Raw genomic sequence first — 22,193 nt, 5'->3', positions numbered from 1 at the left:
GACGGGTTGGTTATCGCGATATAATCGCACGCTATCAGTAGATTAACCCATATACAGGCGACTGATTGCTCTGCTCCCAAGGATTAACCAGATATTCATTATTGAGCTGATACACCTTGAGCACTCATAGCCCCATCTCCCCATACAGGATGTAGGTATCCCCATTGAAACCACTAACAGGCACACTCGTTAATTGGAATAACGACAAGGGTTATGGCTTTATTCAACCTGACAATGGCAGCGAACGACTGTTTGTACATATCAGTAGCTTAGGGCCGCAGACAACAGCGCCCAAACTCGGTGTAAAGCTGCATTACCAGACATCAAAAGACAAGCAGGGGCGCAGCTGCGCTCTCATCGTCAATGATAAGGGCGCGCCCGTGTATCAGCGCAGAGGCAAGGTTAACACCAAAGCCAAACACCATAAGCGCAAGGCAAACTCAGGCGTTAGCGGCCAACTTGGGGTTAGGTTACTGCTGATCAGCGCCTTGTTTATCGGCCTCTTCCTTGCCAGCCTAATGCAACGCTTACCCATAGGCTTAATACTCTATTATCTCCTTGCCAGCTTAATCACCTACCTTGCTTACGCCCAAGATAAACAGGCGGCGCAAACTGGTCAGTGGCGCATCAAAGAAAATAGTTTACAGCTCTTATCACTCATTGGCGGCTGGCCTGGAGCACTGCTCGGACAACATTCATTGAGGCACAAATCTAAAAAAGTCACCTTTCGCCTTGGCTTATGGTTAATGGTGCTATTAAACAGCACCTTGCTCATCTGGCTGGTAACAGATAACGGCCAAGCCATGCTCAAGCAATGGCTAAGGTAACCCTTTTTCAATAGCTTACCCCAATGAGATAACTATATTTAGCCCAAGAGATTGGTTATCATGGCGCCAGGGTTCACTAGAAGCATTGACTATGAGAGTATTATTAGCGGTTGTCGTTATCGCAGGTGTGCTGTTCTATTTCTACACCAGTATGAACAACCAAAAAGCGGCCAAAGAAAATATCGAAATTGGCCGGCAATTTTTAGCCGACAATAAAAACCAACCGGGTGTGGTTGAGACCTTATCAGGCCTGCAATATCAGGTACTGGCTAAAGGAGAGGGTAACGCCCATCCCAAAGCCAGCGATACCGTGACGGTGCATTACCATGGCACCTTAATCGACGGCACTGTCTTTGACAGCTCAGTTGAGCGCGGTGAGCCCATCGCTTTCCCGCTTAATCGGGTGATTAAAGGGTGGACCGAAGGAGTACAATTGATGAGTGTTGGCGATAAGTATCGTTTCTTTATCCCAAGCACACTCGCCTATGGCAACCGCTCAACGGGTAAAATTGTAGGCGGCTCGGTGCTAATTTTTGATGTTGAACTCATCAGTATCGACAACTAGCAGCAAGAATGTCGCTCGCTCAACAAAAAACGCGCCCCAAGGCGCGTTTTTTTATGCATTAATCATTAGGGCCTGTTGATCTTTGCTGGTTGAATTTTGTTCGAGACAAAAACGTTTTAATTCAGGCGAGTGGATTGCAGCCTAGTCATCTAAGCAAAATTCACTTAACAAAGAGTAAAACGTTTTTAGCCGACCCCTTCGGGCAGTGTTTGTTGGGTATTTCTACTGCGTTCTCAGCTTTTTATGTAGAACAACTACACCACAAAGCTTCTGCCTTGTATAAATACCCAGCAATTCGCTGCAAAAACAACCTTAAAAGATCAACAGGCCCTAGTACCCAAATGGGTTATCGATTGAGTGAGCAGGCTCGGTAAACCATACCGGGCCCTGCTCTGTCATGTAAAAGTGATCTTCATGCCGCACACCAAACTCACCCGGCACACACAGCATAGGCTCATTACTAAAGCACATTCCGGCCGCCAGTGGTGTGTGATCGTTTAATACCAAATAGGGCCACTCATGGATATCGAGTCCAACACCGTGACCCGTACGATGAGGCAATCCTGGCACGTCATATCCTGGGCCAAAACCTGCGGCCTCCAGCACATCACGCGCGGCGCGATCGACACTTGCACAGGTTGCACCAATTTGAGCCGCATCAAATGCCGCAAGCTGAGCCTCTTGCTCTAACTGCCATAACTGTCGCTGGCGCGCACTTGGCGTGCCAAACACATAGGTGCGAGTAATGTCTGAATTATACCCATGTAACTGGCAACCAGTATCGATAAGCACAGTGTCATTTAATGCTAACGCCTTAGGCGATTTCACCCCATGGGGGTAAGCGGTGTCTTCACCAAAAAGTACAATACAAAAATAAGAGCCAGCAGCAATGCCGACCGCCTTATGTGCGTCGTTGATAAAGGCTTCTACCTCGGCTACCGTGATCCCTTCATATAAGATACGCGCCGCCGCTTGGTGCACCGCTAAGGTCATCTCTTTAGCCCGTTGCAGCAGGGCTAACTCCTGAGCCGATTTGATCATGCGACAATCCGCGGTAATGGTTTTGGCATTGACATACTCAAGATGCGGCGCCACTTGACGTATACCGTCAAAGATAAAAAAGGCCGCCGACTCATCGATACCTACCTTACCTTGCGCCACGCCCATCTGCGCTAACACCTTAGCGCACAAGGCATAAGGGCTCTCATCTTCATGCCAAGTATTGACCTCACCTTCAATCACCATAAAGCCGAGTAAGGTCGATAATTCAAATGCCGGCGCGATATATTGCAGCGCACCGTTAGCCGGTAAGATGGCCCCCACCATACGCTCGCTGGCATACCAGCGCGTGCCGGTAAAATAATACAGATTAGTCCCCGCATTAAGGTAGATGGCATCTATCCCCTGCGCTTGCATTAATGCTTGCGCCTTGGCAATTCTCGCCTGATATTCAGCGTGGCCTATTGCTTCAACCCCTTGAGTCATATCAACAAGCTTGGCTAACTCCTGTGCTGGCGTTGAACCACCTATACCGTTTGTCGTCGTTATTGTCATTACACTACCTTTGATGCATCGGCGCTATCCTGAGACCGGTTAGCACCACTCATCTGATTAAATGAAGGGATAATTATTTGGCATAAAGTATACAAAAATTTGGCCGCGATTAAATGGCAAACCGCGCCCCGCCGTTGACCCACTTACCGCAATAAGCAATAAAAGAGTGGCCCATTGTTAACCTAGGTTAGATAAAAAGCCGCAGTCCCTATAATAACGACTGTGGCTTAACACTTGCGATTAACACGATAAGCGCGTTAAGACTCAAGCTATGATTCAAGCTTTTGCTCTTTGCTTACCGTTATTCGCCCCCACGCCATCAACAACAAATGCATGGCGATCAGCGGAATGCAGGTCACAAGCATCACTTCCCAGCCCATATTATGTAACACCCAGCCAGCGCTGAGTGACGCCACCGCTTGGGCGCTAAAGACAAAGGCATCGTTAAATGACTGCACCTTAAAACGCTCATCACTATGATAAAACTGCGGTAGCAATACCGTACCGCCAACAAAGAGAAAGTTCCAACCTACCCCGAGTAACACCAAGGCTACCCAATAATTGAGCAGATCATGCCCCAACAAGGCCACCACAATGGTGATCCCATAAGCGGCAAGCCCCACCAGCATCATAGGCTTGGGACCAAATTTTGACATTAAATAACCACTGAATAACGAGGGGAAATACATCGCAATGATGTGACTTTGAATAACCCATTTAGTATCGGCTAACGAATGGTGCTCAACATGGTGCATATGCAGTGGTGTCGCGGTCATGATAAAACTCATCATGCCATAACCTATGGTGGCCGCACCGATGGCGGTCCAAATCTGGGGTTGCAACAAGATCTGCTTTAAGTCTCGACCGTCGCCGCGCTTAACCACCTGACGCCCCATAGGCTCATCGACGTTTTCATAAAAGCTTAATATCACCGCAGCGATTAGGCACACTAAGGTTAAAAAGATAAAAGCGCCCACATAAGGCTGGCTTATCAGTTCAGATCCTAATACTGCTAATTCGGGGCCAAAAAACGCCGCCACCAGCCCGCCGACCAATACCCGCGATGCGGCTTTAGCCCCATCAATGGCCGCCACCGACTCCATCGCCGCAAATCGATACTGCTGCACCACGGCCCCGGCAGCGCCCAGCATAAAACCGCTCACACAGAATAAGCCAAACCAATGCAACTGTGTGGCAATCGTTGCAACGACACCGGCGCAGGCGCCTAACAATGCCCCAGAAATAAACACTGTTTTACGCCCAAAACGGCGCATCAAGCGGCTCACCGGGATCACAGATAACGCTACGCCTATCACCATCATGGCGATGGGGAGCGTCGCTAATGCGGCGCTTGGGGCCAACTCGACACCAATTAAGCCCCCTAGCAACATCATCATCGGCGTGGCGCTCATGGCGAACGCCTGCGCTAGGGTTAATACCCATACATTTCTTGGCATTAGCTTACTTCCTGCTCAGTTATCTTATTGTCATTATTATCAATACAAGATAAACCAGTATGGCCGTTGCAATCTAGTACAAATCCTTAACGGCACTTCCAACCCACGCCAGCAACTGCGATAATCCTTGCACTTAAAGCCCGACGCCACAGGATTGTGGTAATAACAGGAGCCGTAATGACCCAACCGATTGCAGAACGCCTTAGCGCCGTGCGCGCCGAGATGACAACCGCTAATATCGATGCTTTTATCGTCCCTCGAGCCGATGAATACCTCGGCGAATATGTGCCAGAACGCAACGAACGTTTACACTGGTTAACCCATTTCACCGGCTCTGCTGGTATGGCTATCGTGCTAAAAGAGCACGCCGCCATCTTTGTCGATGGCCGTTACACAGTGCAAGTTAAGCAACAAGTCGATGAGACGCTGTTTCAATATCAAAGCCTCACCGACACGCCGCAGATCCCCTGGTTAATAACACAGCTGCCGAGTGGTTCTAAGGTCGGCGTCGATGCTCGCTTGCATTCACTGAGTTGGTATCAAGATGCCAAGACCCAGCTCGAACGCGCAGGCATTGAGCTGGTCTGTGTCAGCGACAACCCTATCGACAAGCATTGGCATCATCGCCCTGCGGCATCGACCCATGAGATCATTTTATTTGATCAACAAAGCGCCGGAGCCAGCAGCCACGATAAACGCACCCACATTGGCCAATTGATTAAACAAGCCGGCGCCGATGCGGCGCTTATCGCCGCACTGGACTCATTTTGCTGGTTGCTGAATATTCGTGGCCGCGATGTGCCGCGTCTACCTGTGGTTCTAGGCACCGCTTTGCTGCATGCCAATGGCGATATGATGTTGTTTACCGACATCAATAAACTGCCCGCGGGCATCAGCGAACACGTAGGCGCAGGCGTCAGCTTTAACGCTGAAAGCGAATTAGAGACGGCGTTGAGCCAACTTAATGGTGTTAAGCTATTGGCTGACCCCAACAACACCAACGCTTGGATGCAACTGGTTGCCAAGCAACATGGCGCTAAACTTATCGCCGGTAACGATCCAGTCGCCTTACCTAAGGCGCAGAAAAATCCAGCAGAATTAGCCGGCATGACCGCCAGCCATATCCGTGATGGTGTGGCCGTCAGCCAATTTTTAGCGTGGTTAGACAAGGAAGTGGCCGCCAAACGTCTCTATGATGAAGGCCAACTGGCCGATAAATTGGAAAGCTTTCGCCTAACCGACCCGCGCTATCGCGAGCCGAGTTTCGATACCATTTCGGCCGCAGGCGCGAATGCGGCCATGTGCCATTACAACCATAACAATGGCACGCCCGCAATGATGACCATGAACAGCCTCTATCTGGTCGACTCTGGCGCGCAATACCTCGATGGCACCACAGATGTGACTCGTACTATCGCCATCGGTGATGTCACCGATGAGCAGCGTAAAATGTTCACCTTAGTGCTTAAAGGACATATCGCACTCGATCAAGCGCGCTTCCCTAAAGGCACCACTGGGCAACAGCTCGATGGCTTTGCGCGCCAATACCTCTGGCAGCACGGCTTCGATTATGATCATGGCACCGGCCATGGTGTCGGCCACTTCTTAAGTGTGCACGAGGGGCCACAGCGAATAGGCAAAAACAGCAACAATGTGGCTTTATTACCCGGCATGGTACTGTCCAATGAGCCGGGATATTACCGCGCCGATGCGTTTGGTATTCGCATCGAAAACTTAGTCGCCATTCGTCCATGCCCAGCATTGGCTGGGGCTGAAAGAGAGATGTATGAGTTTGATGCGCTCACCTTAATCCCCATTGATACGCGCCTAGTTGAGCGCCCGTTGCTGACAACTCAGGAGCTCACTTGGCTTAATGATTACCATCAACGAGTGCGTGACACCTTATCGCCATTGATGCAAGGTGACGCGCTAGCTTGGCTATTACAAGCAACCGAAGCGATTTAAGCTACGTTAAAGTGATGACCACTTTTCTGTAAAAAATATCGATAAACGGCACCGAATCTAGGTGCTGTTTTTATTTCTACTGATAAAAACTCACTCAAGGCTTACCTCGCATTACATCCAAGGCTCGAACTTTATTAAACGCACTTGCTCCAATACAATAAAAGTGCAGGTTTTAACCAAAAATTTTGCTATACTCCGCGGCCGCCATTTGGCGTCGGTCATTAATCTAGCGATGCGTTCTCTACTGATTAAACAGACCAAACTAAATTGTTATATTGTCGATATGTTGAATAGGTAAAAACAGGATACCCCAATGAGATTTGAATCTTTTAGTTTTGCTCCAGAGATTGTGCGTGCTATCTCCGATTGTGGCTATCAAAAAATGACGCCTATTCAGCAGCAAGCGATTCCGGCTATTCGCCGTGGTCAAGATGTACTTGCCAGCGCGCAAACGGGTACCGGTAAAACGGCGGCCTTCGCGTTGCCGATACTGCAAAAGATGGTTGATAAGCCAAGCGAAACCCAACGCTCAAACACCCGCGCCTTAATTTTAGCGCCCACCCGAGAGCTCGCGGCTCAAGTGGCTGACAATATCAAAGAGTACAGCCGCTATCTGCCTATCTCTGTGCTGACCATTTATGGCGGCGTCAAGATGGATACCCAAGCGCAAAAGCTGAAAAAAGGGGCCGACATTATTGTCGCCACGCCCGGGCGCTTACTCGAGCATATCCAAGCCTGTAACTTGAGCCTGTCGAATGTGGAATTTTTGGTACTCGATGAAGCCGACCGTATGTTGGATATGGGCTTTATCAGCGACATTCAAAAAATCTTACAAGCAGTAAACAGCAAGCGTCAAAACCTGTTGTTCTCGGCGACCTTCTCTAATGCCGTTAAGCAACTGGCTAACGAAATGTTGGTTAAACCAAAGCTTATCAGCGTGGACAAACAAAACACCACAGCGGTAACCGTCAGCCAAGTGGTTTATCCGGTAGAGCAACGCCGCAAGCGTGAGTTACTGTCTGAGCTTATCGGTAAGAAAAACTGGCAACAGGTGTTAGTGTTTACCGCCACCCGTGAAGCGGCCGACACCTTAGTGAAAGAGCTTAACCTTGACGGCATTCCTGCGGCCGTGGTCCACAGCGAAAAAGCCCAAGGCAATCGCCGTCGTGCGCTGCGCGAATTTAAAGAGGGCAAGGTACGTGCATTGGTTGCGACCGAAGTGGCCGCTCGTGGCTTAGACATCCCAGCGCTGGAATATGTGGTTAACTATGATCTGCCCTTCCTCGCCGAAGACTATGTGCATCGTATTGGCCGTACAGGCCGTGCCGGTCGTAGCGGCGTCGCCATCTCTTTGGTAAGCCGTGAAGAGGAGCGCACCTTAGCCGATATCGAAAAGTTGATCGGCACTAAGATCCGCCGCATCACTATTCCGGGCTACGAAGTGGGCAGTCGTGAGCTGCTGATTAAACAGCTGCAGAAGCGTCGCAGTTTCGCCAAGAAACAACAACGCAGCGACAATGTCGGTGCCCAAGTTGTCGCCGAGAAAAATTTAGGGGCTCGCCGAGTCAAGTTGAAGAACTCTTCTAACGCTAAAATTAAGAAGCAAAAATAATCGACGTACGGTCACAAAATTATTGACCAAACAATTAAGGCACTTAACAGTGCCTTTTTTGTGCGCTGCGCTTAATGATGCATCGCAACCATGGGCTCCTGCGAAGATGTGCACCGTTCTCTATTGCGAACAAGCCTTAACGCAAGGCTGCTTACTCTCCTTTGCTCACTGCGGCATACCTATAGGGAGTTAGCCACAGCTTAAGGTATACTCTGCGGGCAAATTGCCCGATTTTTTTGTGCTCGGAGAAACCATGACAGAGCAAACCTATAATCAAGCCCTCGTTGAATTAGCGCAAGCAGGACTGGCCGCGTTGGCAGCACGCGCCGACAGCCCCAACGCCCTTAAGACCGCCGCGGCCGAGAGTCACTTTATCTGCAGTTGGATGGCGCAGTCGCTAAAGGAGCGCCGTTTTTCAAAACTGGTGGCTGACGATCTAAATCACTGGATCCGCGACGGACGTAGCATGGGCGCCGCAGCTAATCTGCCGGGGTTACTGGCTCGTATCGACCAGCAATACCGCGCAGCGATGGACAACCACACCATTGGGGCATCGCTGCAAACTATGCTCGACTCTCTCAACGAGGATGACTGGTTAGTGATTGTGGATTGCGAAGTCAGTGGCAAACTCAAGCTCTACAGCGATGGCCGCAACAGCTTAATCATCTCTGTGGAGCAATATGAGCAACATATTGCCGAGGGTAAATTACTACAACCTATTACCCTTTATGTGCGCAGTGATGAACAAACGCTAGCTAAGCTAGCCGCCGAGCATCAATTGTTGCTCAGCGCTGGTAATAAAAAAGCCAGCTTAATTAAGCATCATAAGGCCTATAAGCTCTATCCTAATAATCGACAGCCGGCGCTTGCCCTGCTCGTCAAATAACTCAAATAACCCCGATAGCCAGCTAACGAGACAGCCCATGACATCAAGATCACACTACCATGCCCTGTGCCAGCAGTTTAAAACCATCTATCATTTTGAGCACTTACAAGCCCTTGGTGACTGGGATCAAGCCACCATGATGCCAGCGGGCGGCAGTCAGGCGCGGGGTGAAGCGATGGCGCAATTAGCCTTGCACATTCATGCATTAAAAACCGCCCCCAGCCTAGCGGAACACTTGGCCCACGCGGCCGACGAGCCTTTATCTGCCGCGCAACAGGCTAACCTGCGTGAAATGCGCTATCAGCAGCTGCAAGCGACCGCACTGCCGGGCAAGTTGGTACAGACGAAAACGCAATTAACCTATGCTTGTGAACATGCCTGGCGCGCCCAGCGACAACAAAACGACTGGCAAGGGTTCAAACCAAATTTAGAAGCCGTTATCGCCTTGGTGCGAGAAGAGGCGCAGATCTTAGGTGAGGCGCAGCAGCTTGCCCCCTACGATGCACTGCTGAATAAATTTGAGCCCGGTACCACTATGGCGCAAATTGATCGCGTGTTTGGCGACCTCAAAACCTGGCTACCCTCGCTCATCCAGCAGGTACAGGCCAAGCAGCAAGCGTGGCCAACCAAGGCGCTGCCGCACGCGACAATCGCCCAGCAAAAAGCGCTCAATCTAGATGTGATGACCTTACTGGGGTTTGACTTTAAGCAGGGCCGACTCGATACCAGCAGCCACCCCTTTTCAGGCGGGGTTCCGGGCGATGTGCGCATCACTACCCGCTACGATAAGCATGACTTTTTAACTGCACTCTTTAGCACTATCCATGAAACAGGCCACGCCAGATACGAGCAAGGCTTACCCCTTGAGTGGCGCGGCCAGCCCGCAGGTAATGCACGCTCCATGGCGATACATGAAAGCCAAAGTCTATTTTTTGAGATGCAGATGGCGCGCGGCACGGGCATATTGCCGCTATTACAGCAACGCATTAATCACCATTTAGGCTGCCAGATCAGTGAACTTGAGCTACAACATTGGCTCACTCGAGTCTCACCGGGGCGCATTCGCGTCGATGCCGATGAGGTCACTTATCCCTGCCATATCATGTTGCGCTATGAGGTGGAAAAAGGCCTGATTGAGGGGCGTTTAACGGTAGCCGATCTGCCCGAATTTTGGGACGCATCGATGCAATCACTCTTAGGCCTATCCACCCAAGGGGATTACCGCAACGGCTGTATGCAAGATATTCACTGGCCAGTGGGTGAACTGGGTTACTTCCCAAGCTATAGCTTAGGCGCCATGTATGCAGCCCAGTTTAGCGCCAGCATGCAAAACCAAATTGGCAGTATCGATGCATTAATTGCCGCGGGCGAGCTGACATTAGTGACCCAATGGTTACAGGACAACATTTGGTCAAAGGGCGCATTACTGACAACCGATGAGTTAGTCATCGCCGCTACTGGCGAGACACTAAACCCTGCGCACTTTAAGCAGCATTTAATGACTCGCTATCTCTAATGTGCACAGCGTAATTTACCTAAGCTTGTTTGCCTAAGCTTGTTTGCCTAAGGTGATTTGCCTAGAGTAATGGCATCCAGATAAACCGCCCCGTGATCACCTTATACTTGCCATCATGGGGCGGGTAATGCCCAAATTGATTAGCCTAGCCAGCTGTGAGACCATCGTTAGCAATAATCCATTAAAAGATACCCATTCATAGAGCACACCGCCATGATTATCCGTCCTATTCACACCGCTGACTGGCCCGCGATATTGCAGATCCAAGATGAGTGCTACCCCAATATCGAACCCGAATCACAACAGGCGCTACACAGTAAGGTACAACTGTCACCAGACTCTTGCTACGCCATCGAGCGTAACGGGCAATTGATTGGCTATTGCCTCGCCCATCCTTGGCAATTGGATCAGCCGCCAACATTAGAGCAGGTAGTAAGCCAACCTAGCCACTGCGATACCCTGTATCTGCATGACATCGCCTTATCATCCAAGGCCAGAGGCTTAGGGGCGGGTGAGCAGGTGTTTAAGCGCTTAATCGATAATGCCAAACAGCACAATGTGACCAGTATCTCTTTGGTGGCTGTGGGCGGTGCCCACACATATTGGCAACGATTAGGCTTTAAATCGCGTATAATCGACAAATCCCTCGACGGCTACCCAGCTGATGCCTGCTATATGGTGTATCCATTAGCCTGAGCTGGGTCTGTAAGTCGATGAAAAATTAGTTAATTACATATTTAAGAGAGCAATATGGCCCGTAGAGTCGGTTACACCTTTAACAAGCAGTACAAAGAGATCAACTTCGTTTACGACAAGTACAACGACATGTATGAAGCGGTAGCCGCCGCCGAAGGCGTCGATTTAACCCGTTATCATGCGATGGAAGCCCAAGTGGCGATGACCTCTAAAGGTTCACAAGCCGTAAAAGATTATCGCTTAAAAGAGTTTGAGCGCTTTGGCTTTACCAAGATTCACTTTATTCGCGATGAAGTCGAATAATCCGACTTTCATTGCAGCATAACAGCCCTAGTTAACCTGTAAATGTAGGAACTCTAATGTCCAATAGTGAACACGCTAACTTTCCTCGAGCGGGATTTTTTCGCCGCCTCGGGGCCATCGTTTATGACTTATTACTGGCCGTGGCGGTATATATGATCGCAGGCGCCATCGGCTTTGGCGTCTTTACCGCATTAAGCTCGTCGGGACTCTTGGCGATGAATGGCTTTGAACATGTCTCAGATCTGCTCAATGGCACACCGCTTTACAAGGGACTATATCAGCTGTGGATCGCCTTATGTGTCGGTCTGTTTTATATCCTATTTTGGAGTTATGGCGGCCAAACCCTTGGCATGCGCGCTTGGCGTCTTAAGATCCAGCACCCTAACGGCCAAAGCTTGAGTATGATCACCGCGGCGGCGCGTTTAGTCTGGTCACTGCTCGGCATAGGTAATTTGTGGATTTTAATCAATGGCGACAAGCTCGCGCTGCAAGATATGATGACCCGCTCAGAGGTGGTAGTACTGTCTAAAGAAGCCAACCAACTGCGTAATTGGCGTGGGGTCTAACCCTAAACGCCAGCGTCAAAAAAGGACCATTTAATGGTCCTTTTTTGTGCTAGCTACAGAGCACTAGCTTTTAAGTTTCTAACAACAGCTTTAAAGCCTTTCAGCCTTGAAGCACTAATAGCTTCCCTGCCTTCAAACTAGCCTCAAGGCTATTTACGAATGTAGTAAATTGCCAAGCTACTGAAGATCAGCGGCGGCGTAATGGCTCCAAGGATAGGCGGTAAACCATACACTAAGGTCATGGGGCCAAATATCTCATTACAGATATAAAAACTAAAACCGGCAATCACGCCTAGCAATACCCTAGCGCCCATAGTCACAGTGCGTAGCGGCCCAAACACAAATGATAGCGCCACCAACATCATCACAGCAACCGTCACCGGCTGCATCACTTTGCGCCATAACGCCAGTTCATAACGGCCGGAGTCTTGGTTGTTGATCTTTAAGTAGTCCAGATAATCCACCAAACCTTCGATAGACAACCCTTCGGGTTTCACCGACACCACACTAAGCTTATCTGGCGTGAGCGTAGACTCCCAGCGATAAAGGGTTAAATTGGTAGAAGTGACTCGATCTTGATTAAGCGTCGTTTGGCGCACATCTAAAAGGCGCCAATGGTCGCCCGAATAGACTCCACGCTGCGCCGCAATAGTGCGTATTAGGTGTAGCTCGGCATCAAACTCATACAGCACGATATTACGCAAACTATCAATACTTTGTATTTCGCCGATATTAACAAACAGATCGCCATCTTTGGCCCAGATCCCGCGGCTCGATTTAAACAAACTGCCGCCAGAAATCTTAACCGCTTGCAGCTCTTTAGCATGACGCTCGGCAACTGGTGCGCCCCATTCCCCCAATGCCATCACAATTAGCATCAGTGGCACCGCAGTTTTCATCGCCGATAAGGTAATTTGAAATCGCGATAATCCTGCTGATTGCATCACCACTAATTCAGAATTAGAGGCCAGCATGCCCATGCCTATCAATGCCCCGAGTAGCACCGCCATCGGGAAAAACATCTCAATATCACGAGGGATCAAAAACAGCACGTAAATGCCGGCATCCACCATGGAATAACTGCCGCGCCCCACAACACGCAGTTGATCGACCCACTTAATAATGCCCGATAAACCGGTAAGCACCAGCAAGCACAATGCCGAGGTTGTGATCAACGTGCGGGCGATATAGAAATCTAAAATTCTCATGCGCCCACCTTCTTACCTTTAAGAAGACCGGCAAGTTTGGCCCCAAATGGTCGCTCCTTACCCAGCAACAGTATGCCTAAGAAGAGCGCCGAGGCATGGATCCACCACATGCCTAAATAAGCTGGAATAACCTCATCTTCTAATGCCTTACGTCCGGCAATCATCAAACCAAAATAGCCTAAGTAAAGCAAAATAGCCGGGAACATCTTGGCAAACTTACCTTGACGCACATTTACCCGTGCCATGGGCACCGCAATTAAGGTCATAAAGGGGATCGCCAACGGAATGGCTAAACGCCAATGAAACTCGGCGACGGCGCCAGGCCCTTCGGTTGCCATTAGCTGATCGATAGGTAAAGCCGATAACTTACGCCTACGCTGATCCACCTCTTGCTCTTTAATCTGCATCTCGTACCCGGTAAATTCAACCAACTGATAATCGAGCTGATTGGGGGTATTTTGGTACTGAGTGCCATCGTTTAACTTAAGTCTTTGTGCCCCAGTTTCATCCTCTACCACGCTACCGCCTTGGGCAACGACGATGTTGGACTGCCCAGAGTCATCTTCTGGATCAGGCAATTGAGCCACAAATACTTTATCTAATTGATTGTCTCGGCCAATACGTTCAACGAACAAAACCGCCCGACCATTAGGACTGGTTTGAAAGCGCCCCTGAGTGATTGCCGCAAGACCCGCTTCTGACTGGGCATGTTCTAACACGCGGTTTTGCGCCTCTTCTGCCCAAGGCGTCACGTAAATCGATAATATGCCCGTAAATAGCATATTGGCTAATGCCAACAACAAGGTAACCCGAGTGATATACCACTCGCTTACCCCCACCCCGTGCAACACCACCATTTCACTTTCAGCGTACATCCGCCCATGCGCGACCAAAATACCAAGAAACAGACTTAAGGGCACCACCAGCACGGCAAGATAAGGCAGATTAAGGCCAAGCAGGGTCATGACCAAGGAAGCTGGGAACTCTCCTTCGGATGCATCGGCAAGTACGCGAACAAAGTGTTGGCTAACAAAAATAGCTAACAACACTAGCAGTACCGCCATTTGCGCTTTTAAAACTTCTCGAATCAAGTATCTAAATACAATCACAGGCAGGATCCAGTCCCTAAACTTATATTTATGCTGGTGTCAGCCCACTTTTCATGTAGACTGTCTACTTTTGGTAGTTTTGTGACCAAACCTTAACTAAACATGGCAAAAGAACACCCATAAAATTAACAGTGGTGTACCATTTTTTAGAACCGATTTGGACATAAGCAGACATTATCTAATAAATATTAAAATTTGTCTTTAAGAATCTAGGAGAGCTCATGGAGTTTAGCGTTAAGAGCGGCAGCCCAGAAAAACAACGGTCAGCCTGTATTGTCGTTGGTGTCTATGAACCTAGACGCCTATCTGGTATTGCTGAGCAACTCGACAAAATCAGTGAAGGCTATATTAGTAACCTTTTACGCCGTGGCGATTTAGAAGGTAAACCAGGACAGATGCTATTGTTGCATCATGTACCTAACGTGCTAAGTGAGCGCGTACTATTGGTGGGTTGTGGCAAAGAGCGCGAGCTCGATGAGCGCCAATACAAGCAGATCATCACCAAAACCATTAACACCTTAAATGAAACGGGTTCGATGGAAGCGGTATGCTTTTTAACAGAGCTACATGTTAAAGGGCGCGATACCTACTGGAAAGTCCGTGAAGCGGTCGAAACCACTCAAAACAGCCTATATTGCTTCGATGCACTCAAGACTCGCAAAGGCGAAACCCGTCGTCCGCTACGTAAATTGGTCTTTAATGTGCCGACACGCCGCGAGCTCACCTTAGGTGAACGTGCTATCGAACACGGCATGGCTGTCTCTTCGGGTATGCACCTGTGCCGCGACGTGGCCAATATGCCACCCAACATCTGTAATCCCGCGTACCTTGCCTCACAGGCACGTCAAATTGCCGAGCACCACGACACCTTAAGTGTCAGCACCATAGGTGAAGAGCAAATGGCCAAGCTAGGCATGAACTCATACCTGGCTGTTGGCCGTGGCAGTGCCAACGAATCTGTGATGACGGTGATGCAATATCAAGGGTCGGTTGACAGCACAGAAAAACCTATCGTGCTGATAGGTAAAGGCCTTACGTTTGATTCTGGCGGTATTTCTCTCAAACCTGGCGAAGCCATGGACGAAATGAAATACGACATGGGTGGCGCCGCCGGTGTGATTGGCGCAATGAAAGCTCTGTGTGAGCTTAAACTCCCCATCAATGTGGTCGGCATCTTAGCGGGCTGCGAAAACATGCCGTCGAGCAATGCTTACCGTCCGGGCGATATTCTTACTACTATGTCGGGGCAAACCGTTGAAGTACTCAATACCGATGCCGAAGGTCGACTGGTATTGTGCGATGTGCTGACTTACGTTGAGCGTTTCGACCCAGAGCTGGTGATCGATACCGCGACCCTAACAGGCGCCTGCGTGATCGCTCTGGGTAAACATGCCTCTGGATTGTTCTCGTCACATAATCCATTGGCGCACGAGCTGCTTAATGCAGGTGAGCAAAGTGGTGACCGCGCATGGCGCTTACCACTGTGGGATGAGTATCAAGAACACCTTGAAAGCCCTTTTGCCGATATGACCAACTTAGGTGGCCGCCCAGCAGGTGCTATCACCGCCGCGTGCTTCCTGTCGCGCTTTACCAAAAAGTACAATTGGGCCCACATCGACGTTGCAGGCACAGCTTGGAACAGTGGCGCGAATAAAGGCTCAACGGGTCGCCCTGTTCCTTTGCTCACCCAATTTTTGATCAATCGTGCCGGTGTTGAACAAGGCGAGTAATTGACATCGTAACAGGGTCATCATCACAGACAAAAGTGAAGCACTCAGCTTCACTTTTTTGTATGCTAAGATAGCAAAACAGTCACCAAAATCTATTGTCATTTCCAACCACTTGTAGATGTACAGTAAAGCGACTAACCTTAACAACAAATAGACCTGACAAGGGATGCTTGGTGGAAGATACCATTTTGAATGCAGACTTTAATCTCGACACATTTTCTTGTCGCAATTGTGCCAACAACACCCAGTTATGCTTTGATTTTACCATGGCCTTTCAGCCCATTATTAATATTAAGCAACAGCAGATATTTGGCTATGAAGCCTTAGTGCGGGGCCTAAATAATGAATCGGCCTTTTCCATTATCTCCCAAATCACTGAAAATAATCGTTATGCCTTCGATCAAGCGTGTCGCGTGAAGGCCATTGCATTAGCATCCAAGCTTGAGCTTGATAGCATGCTGAGCATCAATTTTTTACCCAATGCAATTTATCAGCCCGAACGCTGTATTCGCACTACTCTTGCCGCCGCCAAAGAGTATGGCTTTCCCACCGATAAAATCATGTTTGAATTTACCGAAGTGGAAAAAATCGAAGATGGCGATCACGTTCGGCGCATAGTCGAATACTACCGCTCGCTGGGATTTATCACAGCAATCGATGACTTTGGTGCCGGGTATGCTGGACTGGGGTTATTAGCCAATTTTCAGACTAATATAATTAAGCTCGACATGGATCTTATCCGCAATATCGACCAAGACATTGCGCGCCAAGCGATTGTAAAACATACCCTTAATATGTTTAACGAGCTCAACATCACCTGCCTAGCCGAAGGCATAGAAACTGTCGAAGAGATGGTTTGGCTGCGTGATATTGGTATTGACCTGATGCAGGGTTACCTGTTTGCCAAACCGGGATTTGAGCACCTGCCACACGTCGACTTTTCACAATTTTAACGCCTCAATCGCCATCTAAGATTAAGAGAGCAGCCAAGGCTTCCTCATCGTTAGGCCTCAACGTTAGGACTGTATGAGTGAGTCTGCTATCGCGCGGCATGAAGTCGCGCCTTTGCGCCACCATAACCCTATTCAGCTTACTCTCATAAGCGAGCCATCAACTCACCAATCAACCGTTTGCCTGCGCCCCAAAAGCCATAACCACAGTAAGCCACACGCAAGGTAAAACACGAGTTAAAGCACGCTCACCACCATTAACGCCCCCTGTTTTACTATCGAGCCACTTTTTTACAACTGAATAATCCTGATATGCCCTCGATATCTCTGCTTTAGGTTTCATAACATTTCAAGGGGCGAAACAAGCCACTAACAGCCAGCGAAATCAACAGTGATATACACCAAGTATTTATTAAATTGCGCGATAAACAGCCAAGCGTATTGCTGATATTTTGATTGATATTTTTTGATTTCTCAGCGGCCAAAACAGTGTGATTAAGTTCAATATACGTCAAAAAAGCTAGCCTCATAATAACGCCACTCATGCACTCCTTGCCGCTTACGCTTTCATCGCCGAATCCCGTATTGGTTGAGTTCCATGAGAGACAACGTTTGCCGCTATACCTAGAGTCAATGCCTCTAAGGGTCATTGTCTTGTGGCCAACGGGTAGCAGACACAATAACAGGGCTCAGCTGATATCTTCAGCTCGGCCCCCAAAGGAGGTGATACACCCAATACGGTTTAATGTGTCGATATTTATCATCTGTTTATTATCTCTGCATTTAGGCAGCCTGTAAGGGCTGCCCTTTTTTATCTACTGCATCGCCGCATAAATGTGAGCTAAACGGATATCTTTGTTGCCATTGGGTTGGCATCTGACTGTGGAAATTGTTAGGGTGTGATGCGCTCAAACCTTGTTTGATGCTACCTCTTTATATTTGCTCAAAGGAATCACCTATGTCACGTCTGTTACTCCCCTTATTCACACTGCTTTTCATGACATTTGCGATACCGGTTAATGCCGCCAACAATGATGAAACGGTAGACACTCCTACATCAACGGCCCCTTTGACTCACTCCCAAACCGATATTCTCGATAGGCCTCTGGTTGAGCGCTATATTCTCGATGAACTCAAGCTATTAAGAAGCGAGCAACAAGACCTTGAGCGTCGCATGATAGTGAGCATTACCGACCGCGAACTGTCGGTTGCCGACAAGTCGCTTAACTATGCCAACGTGACCGTAACCTACTTCTTTTATATTATCGCTGGCGTCGCCTCGCTTATCGCCTTTATCGGCTGGCAATCACTGCGCGAGATAAAAATGAATACCGCCAAACTCGCAGCCGACCAGCTCGATAATATTACCGAACAATATGAATCTAAATTTAAGGAACTGGAAAACGAGCTTAAACGTAAGAGCCGCATCATCACCAAGAACAACCGTGATATTGAAATTATTAATGAAATTCATACGCTGTGGTTACACGCCCAAGGCGCGCAAACCCCAGAGCAAAAAATCGCGGTGTACAATGAGATCTTAACCATTCGCCCGGGCGATCTCGAAGCCATGACTTCCAAAGCCGATGCCGCCATGGAGATGCGCGAGTTTAACTGGGCGCTCAGCCTGTGTAATCGCGTGCTCGAAGTCGACTCTAATAATGCCCATGCCCTCTATCAACGTGCCTGCGCCTTCGCCTGCCTAGGGCAGGAAGATCGCGCCTTGTCGGATCTGCAGCAAGCCATTGAAAACAGTGTCTCCTTTAGAGAGGTAGCCGCCAATGAAGCCGACTTTGCTAACCTAAGAGACAACCCAAGGTTCGATATTCTCATCTCATCGACCGAGAGTTAATACAACGCCTGTTCGGCAGGTGTGTGAGTTTGAAGGTCGTACCTTCATGGCAATCTATCACCTGCGGTGAGGGTTGATTAAGCGTTAACCTTCGCTGCTATCAATCACCTGCGGTGAGGGTTGATTAAGCGTTAACCTTCGCTGCTATCAATCACCGGCCGTGGGCATATGTGCAGATACTTCTGCTACACGGTGAGTGAAGCGTAGCTTCGAGCCCACGAACGAGAGGCAGGGATGCCGAACTGGCTTTTAGATAGGGATATCGTTGTGAGCCGTCCGTGGAGGCTCGACGATGGCATCCCTGCCATCAACGTCCGCAGCCGCATCTACACTGGGTTATTAACTCTCTTCGATGTAGCTTCATTGGGTAAGGTGAGTGACGTACTAGCGAACATTTAGCTGAGTTCTTGTTTATTGGATGTGTTTGAAGGTCGTAACTTCATTGCTACTTAACGCCTGTCCGGCGAGGAATGTGCAAACACTCTTTTGGCTCGCCGAGATTCCATCCATGGAGGCTCCACGGCGACATCCTGTCGCCAAGGGCCAAAACCGCGTTTACACTGGGTCATTTCGTCTCTTCGATTTGGCTTCATTGGGTAAGGTGAGTGACGTGTTAGCTAACATTTAGCTGAGTTCGTATTTATTGGATGTGTTTGAAGGTTGTACTTTCATGGCAATCTATCACCTGCGGTGAGGGTTGATTAAGCGTTAACCTTCGCTGCTATCAATCACCTGCCGTGGGCATATGTGCAGATACTTCTGCTTCACGCCGTAAATCCGTCCGTGGAGGCTCGACGATGGCATCCCTGCCATCAACGTCCGCAGCCGTATCTACACTGGGTTATTAACTCTCTTCGATGTAGCTTCATTGGGTAAGGTGAGTGACGTACTAGCGAACATTTAGCTGAGTGCTTATTTATTGAATCTGTTTGAAGGTCGTACCTTCATGGCAATCTATCACCTGCGGTGAGGGTTGATTAAGCGTTAACCTTCGCTGCTATCAATCACCTGCCGTGGGCATATGTGCAGATACTTCTGCTACACGGTGAGTGAAGCGTAGCTTCGAGCCTACGAACGAGAGGCAGGGATGCCGAACTGGCTTTTAGATAGGGATATCGTTGTGAGCCGTCCGTGGAGGCTCGACGATGGAATCTGAAGTGAATGGATTCACAAATGCCGCGATGACAGGGATGTCAGAGAGCATCCCTGCCATCAACGTCCGCAGCCGCATCTACACTGGGTCATTTCATCTCTTCGATTTAGCTTCATCTGTTAATATTTGATACAAGCTATTATTTTTACGGAAAAAAGCATACTGAAATGTGGCATAACATGTTGATTACAACCAGCAGAATAGATTAAAGTATCACCAATCAAGGACAGAGCTAGGCCAACTCGACTCAAACATCGACCACGCCATTCAGGGAAGGAAAAGCCAACCACCATGCGCCAACCGACGCCCTCAAAAGTTTTCTCTGCCCCCATTTATTTCATGCTTGGCGCCCTACCTTACAAGGTAGCGTACCTTGCAAGGTCTCACTAATAATTTCCAGGGAAGCTATGACCAAGAATCGAGTGCCAATTCCTAGTGATCTTTCTGCCGAGGTAATGTTTTCATCGGATAGAACTTGTTGTGTATGCAGGGAGAGGGGAAAGGCGACTCAAATTCATCACATTGATGAAGATCCTAGTAATAATAAATTAGAAAACCTATCCCTTCTTTGTCTCGAATGCCATAACGACACTCAGCTAAAGGGGGGGGTTGGTAGAAAACTAAATGCCCCCCTAGTTATAAAGTACCGTGACGAATGGATGGAGCGAGTCTCGGAAAGAAGAAAAATAGCTGATGAAAGGGCTGTAAGCAGGCAGGTTGGTGATGTGAGTATAAGCCAACAGATTGAAACACAGGTTTCTAGACCACATCTACCTGTTGAGTTAAAAGATCCACCAATGGATTACATAAACTCCTTGCCTGAATTTAAGCAAGCACTGTTATCTCAAGCACAACCTAAATGGGATACTGGGCTAACAGCAACTATGGTGCAAGCAAACTATGATTATATTGATAGTTTGACCGGTGTGTTAGTCACGCTATCAAACTATTACTCTCCAGCCCAATTCGGTGAACAGTCAGCTCAAAAGTACTTTTCAGAGATTATTTCCTCAAGGTTTCAGTGGCATAGAACTATTTCCGAGCCTCATGGACCAGGAACTGGTGGAACAATAGTTAATGTTACAGTTGGTGGTAGTGTAATGAGTGATCTTGAGAAAATGGTAGAGGATATGGTCATGGCTCTGGTCGACTATGACGACTCATTTGACTGGAGAGGCTGGCCAAAGCGCTGGCGAGGTAACAAAATTTAACAAGCGCAGGCACTGGGACAAAATTTCCGCTGCGCTTCAATTTTGCCCGTGTTGCGGGCGTTATATTTTATCAGCAATCATCAGTAATAGAGAAATAATATGGAAATAGTATCAATAATAAATTACAAAGGCGGCGTCGGTAAAACAACAGTGACATCAAACTTAGCTGCTGAGTTGGCATGGGAAGGAAAGAGTGTACTAATCCTAGATATGGATGCACAGGCTAGCTTAACATTTTCTTTCGTTACTCCAGACTACTGGGATAAGCACTTAAAAGAAAATAGAACAATTAAAAGTTGGTTTGATTGCATTAGCCAAGGAAACCCTACTATGCCTTTGTCAGACCTAAGGGTAAGACCAGAGGTTGTTAACAATTTTCTAAAAAATAGAAGCAGAAGTGGATGTGTAGACATAATTTCTTCTCACCTTGGCTTAATAAACGTTGACCTTGAACTTGCAACATTGCTGGGCGGTGCAAGTCCAACGCAAACTCAGAAAAAATACCTCAAGGTTCATGGTAAGTTGAGAGAGGAGCTTAATAAGCTAGCTAAAGAAATGAACTATGATGTTGTGCTCATTGATTGTCCACCTAACTTTAATATTGTTACTAAGAATGCTTTAATTGCCTCCGACAAAATACTAGTACCAGCCAAGCCTGATTACCTTTCTACTCTAGGTATAGACTACCTTAAAACAAGTGTAGAGACCCTAATAGATGACTTTAACTTCTACGCTAAGAAAGATGATGAGTTTAACGAAGCATCTCCTGAGTTTATGGGGGTAATTTTCACTATGATTCAAATTACATCTGGTAAACCAATATCTGCCCAACGACATTACATCTCTCAGACGAAGCGATTAGGTGTTCCTGTATTTGATAGTGTGTTCCGGGAAAATAAGACGATCTTTGCTGATGCTCCACGAAATGGTATGCCTGTAGTCCTCAACTCATACTCAAATAATACGCACTCTGATATTGTTGGTGAAATTGAAGAGCTTGTTGGTGAGTTTAGAAATAAGCTAGGATTGTAAT

General features: G+C 48.3%; 20 protein-coding genes. 16 read left to right on the top strand and 4 right to left on the bottom strand.

The genetic code is table 11. From position 1 onward, the window contains the following. The first annotated feature begins 164 nt into the window (after window positions 1-164). Together DN599_RS02235 and DN599_RS02230 are read left to right on the top strand one after the other, a co-directional pair. Complete coding sequence (locus DN599_RS02235) at window positions 165-827, top strand: cold shock and DUF1294 domain-containing protein (protein WP_110456024.1); 663 nt, start codon at window positions 165-167, stop codon at window positions 825-827. A gap of 91 nt (window positions 828-918) precedes the next feature. Then, window positions 919-1,392 (top strand): BamJ family beta-barrel-assembly machinery protein, encoded by a 474-nt coding sequence (locus tag DN599_RS02230; RefSeq protein WP_110456023.1) that lies wholly within the window; start codon window positions 919-921, stop codon window positions 1,390-1,392. 330 nt (window positions 1,393-1,722) lie between these two features. Here DN599_RS02230 and DN599_RS02220 read toward each other — a convergent pair whose 3' ends face one another. Beyond that, complete coding sequence (locus DN599_RS02220) at window positions 1,723-2,946, bottom strand: M24 family metallopeptidase (protein WP_110456021.1); 1,224 nt, start codon at window positions 2,944-2,946, stop codon at window positions 1,723-1,725. Between the two features lie 269 nt (window positions 2,947-3,215). Beyond that, window positions 3,216-4,403, bottom strand: a complete 1,188-nt coding sequence (locus tag DN599_RS02215) for an MFS transporter (protein ID WP_110456020.1) — start codon at window positions 4,401-4,403, stop codon at window positions 3,216-3,218. A gap of 177 nt (window positions 4,404-4,580) precedes the next feature. Here DN599_RS02215 and DN599_RS02210 point away from each other — a divergent pair, with 177 nt between their 5' ends. The 7 genes from DN599_RS02210 to DN599_RS02180 all read left to right on the top strand — a co-directional run bounded on the left by DN599_RS02210 (window position 4,581) and on the right by DN599_RS02180 (window position 11,947). Then, the gene (locus DN599_RS02210) at window positions 4,581-6,368 is read left to right on the top strand and encodes an aminopeptidase P family protein (protein WP_110456019.1); all 1,788 of its coding nucleotides are present in this window, start codon (window positions 4,581-4,583) and stop codon (window positions 6,366-6,368) included. A 313-nt stretch (window positions 6,369-6,681) separates the two neighbouring features. Next, complete coding sequence (locus DN599_RS02205; protein ID WP_110456018.1) at window positions 6,682-7,980, top strand: DEAD/DEAH box helicase; 1,299 nt, start codon at window positions 6,682-6,684, stop codon at window positions 7,978-7,980. A gap of 253 nt (window positions 7,981-8,233) precedes the next feature. Then, entirely contained in the window at window positions 8,234-8,866 is a 633-nt protein-coding gene (locus DN599_RS02200; RefSeq protein ID WP_110456017.1) for a DUF2913 family protein, read from the top strand. Window positions 8,867-8,903: 37 nt separating this feature from the next. Then, window positions 8,904-10,382, top strand: coding sequence for a carboxypeptidase M32 (locus DN599_RS02195; RefSeq protein WP_110456016.1), 1,479 nt, complete (start codon window positions 8,904-8,906; stop codon window positions 10,380-10,382). Between the two features lie 213 nt (window positions 10,383-10,595). Beyond that, complete coding sequence (locus DN599_RS02190) at window positions 10,596-11,078, top strand: GNAT family N-acetyltransferase (RefSeq protein WP_110456015.1); 483 nt, start codon at window positions 10,596-10,598, stop codon at window positions 11,076-11,078. A gap of 54 nt (window positions 11,079-11,132) precedes the next feature. Continuing rightward, entirely contained in the window at window positions 11,133-11,381 is a 249-nt protein-coding gene (locus DN599_RS02185) for a DUF2960 domain-containing protein (protein ID WP_110456014.1), read from the top strand. A gap of 56 nt (window positions 11,382-11,437) precedes the next feature. After that, entirely contained in the window at window positions 11,438-11,947 is a 510-nt protein-coding gene (locus DN599_RS02180) for an RDD family protein (RefSeq protein ID WP_110456013.1), read from the top strand. 149 nt (window positions 11,948-12,096) lie between these two features. On the opposite strand, the gene lptG is transcribed toward DN599_RS02180, so the two are convergent. Together lptG and lptF are read right to left on the bottom strand one after the other, a co-directional pair. Continuing rightward, complete coding sequence (lptG, locus tag DN599_RS02175; protein ID WP_110456012.1) at window positions 12,097-13,155, bottom strand: LPS export ABC transporter permease LptG; 1,059 nt, start codon at window positions 13,153-13,155, stop codon at window positions 12,097-12,099. After that, window positions 13,152-14,264 carry an LPS export ABC transporter permease LptF gene (lptF, locus tag DN599_RS02170; protein ID WP_110456011.1) on the bottom strand — a complete coding sequence of 371 codons (1,113 nt, stop codon included), beginning with the start codon at window positions 14,262-14,264 and terminating at the stop codon, window positions 13,152-13,154. The genes lptG and lptF overlap by 4 nt, the downstream gene beginning before the upstream one ends. Before the next feature lie 221 nt (window positions 14,265-14,485). On the opposite strand from lptF, the gene pepA reads away from it, so the two are divergent. The 7 genes from pepA to DN599_RS02140 all read left to right on the top strand — a co-directional run bounded on the left by pepA (window position 14,486) and on the right by DN599_RS02140 (window position 22,192). Then, window positions 14,486-15,994, top strand: a complete 1,509-nt coding sequence (gene pepA / locus DN599_RS02165) for a leucyl aminopeptidase (protein WP_110456010.1) — start codon at window positions 14,486-14,488, stop codon at window positions 15,992-15,994. A 188-nt stretch (window positions 15,995-16,182) separates the two neighbouring features. Next, the gene (locus tag DN599_RS02160) at window positions 16,183-16,947 is read left to right on the top strand and encodes an EAL domain-containing protein (RefSeq protein ID WP_420820851.1); all 765 of its coding nucleotides are present in this window, start codon (window positions 16,183-16,185) and stop codon (window positions 16,945-16,947) included. A 955-nt stretch (window positions 16,948-17,902) separates the two neighbouring features. Continuing rightward, on the top strand, window positions 17,903-18,796 hold the full coding sequence (locus DN599_RS02150; RefSeq protein WP_110456008.1) for a tetratricopeptide repeat protein: 894 nt from the start codon (window positions 17,903-17,905) through the stop codon (window positions 18,794-18,796). 267 nt (window positions 18,797-19,063) lie between these two features. Next, window positions 19,064-19,195 (top strand): hypothetical protein, encoded by a 132-nt coding sequence (locus DN599_RS19045; protein WP_275425998.1) that lies wholly within the window; start codon window positions 19,064-19,066, stop codon window positions 19,193-19,195. A gap of 758 nt (window positions 19,196-19,953) precedes the next feature. Beyond that, on the top strand, window positions 19,954-20,079 hold the full coding sequence (locus DN599_RS19040; protein ID WP_275425997.1) for a hypothetical protein: 126 nt from the start codon (window positions 19,954-19,956) through the stop codon (window positions 20,077-20,079). 277 nt (window positions 20,080-20,356) lie between these two features. Further along, on the top strand, window positions 20,357-21,160 hold the full coding sequence (locus DN599_RS02145) for an HNH endonuclease signature motif containing protein (RefSeq protein ID WP_110456007.1): 804 nt from the start codon (window positions 20,357-20,359) through the stop codon (window positions 21,158-21,160). Window positions 21,161-21,259: 99 nt separating this feature from the next. Next, entirely contained in the window at window positions 21,260-22,192 is a 933-nt protein-coding gene (locus tag DN599_RS02140; RefSeq protein WP_110456006.1) for a ParA family protein, read from the top strand. Window position 22,193 lies beyond the last annotated feature (1 nt).

The organism is Shewanella algidipiscicola (assembly GCF_900380485.1).
Lineage (GTDB): Bacteria > Pseudomonadota > Gammaproteobacteria > Enterobacterales > Shewanellaceae > Shewanella > Shewanella algidipiscicola.
Note: the sequence above shows the minus strand (reverse complement) of the source record. Positions and strands in the feature narration are given on the sequence as shown.

What these genes read in the sequence shown, in the direction of transcription:
- DN599_RS02230 (WP_110456023.1), top strand. Translation starts at nt 919, where the DNA reads ATGAGAGTATTATTAGCGGTTGTCGTTATCGCAGGTGTGCTGTTCTAT.
- DN599_RS02220 (WP_110456021.1), bottom strand. Translation starts at nt 2,946, where the DNA reads ATGACAATAACGACGACAAACGGTATAGGTGGTTCAACGCCAGCACAG.
- DN599_RS02215 (WP_110456020.1), bottom strand. Translation starts at nt 4,403, where the DNA reads ATGCCAAGAAATGTATGGGTATTAACCCTAGCGCAGGCGTTCGCCATG.
- DN599_RS02210 (WP_110456019.1), top strand. Translation starts at nt 4,581, where the DNA reads ATGACCCAACCGATTGCAGAACGCCTTAGCGCCGTGCGCGCCGAGATG.
- DN599_RS02205 (WP_110456018.1), top strand. Translation starts at nt 6,682, where the DNA reads ATGAGATTTGAATCTTTTAGTTTTGCTCCAGAGATTGTGCGTGCTATC.
- DN599_RS02200 (WP_110456017.1), top strand. Translation starts at nt 8,234, where the DNA reads ATGACAGAGCAAACCTATAATCAAGCCCTCGTTGAATTAGCGCAAGCA.
- DN599_RS02195 (WP_110456016.1), top strand. Translation starts at nt 8,904, where the DNA reads ATGACATCAAGATCACACTACCATGCCCTGTGCCAGCAGTTTAAAACC.
- DN599_RS02190 (WP_110456015.1), top strand. Translation starts at nt 10,596, where the DNA reads ATGATTATCCGTCCTATTCACACCGCTGACTGGCCCGCGATATTGCAG.
- DN599_RS02185 (WP_110456014.1), top strand. Translation starts at nt 11,133, where the DNA reads ATGGCCCGTAGAGTCGGTTACACCTTTAACAAGCAGTACAAAGAGATC.
- DN599_RS02180 (WP_110456013.1), top strand. Translation starts at nt 11,438, where the DNA reads ATGTCCAATAGTGAACACGCTAACTTTCCTCGAGCGGGATTTTTTCGC.
- lptG (WP_110456012.1), bottom strand. Translation starts at nt 13,155, where the DNA reads ATGAGAATTTTAGATTTCTATATCGCCCGCACGTTGATCACAACCTCG.
- pepA (WP_110456010.1), top strand. Translation starts at nt 14,486, where the DNA reads ATGGAGTTTAGCGTTAAGAGCGGCAGCCCAGAAAAACAACGGTCAGCC.
- DN599_RS02150 (WP_110456008.1), top strand. Translation starts at nt 17,903, where the DNA reads ATGTCACGTCTGTTACTCCCCTTATTCACACTGCTTTTCATGACATTT.
- DN599_RS02145 (WP_110456007.1), top strand. Translation starts at nt 20,357, where the DNA reads ATGACCAAGAATCGAGTGCCAATTCCTAGTGATCTTTCTGCCGAGGTA.
- DN599_RS02140 (WP_110456006.1), top strand. Translation starts at nt 21,260, where the DNA reads ATGGAAATAGTATCAATAATAAATTACAAAGGCGGCGTCGGTAAAACA.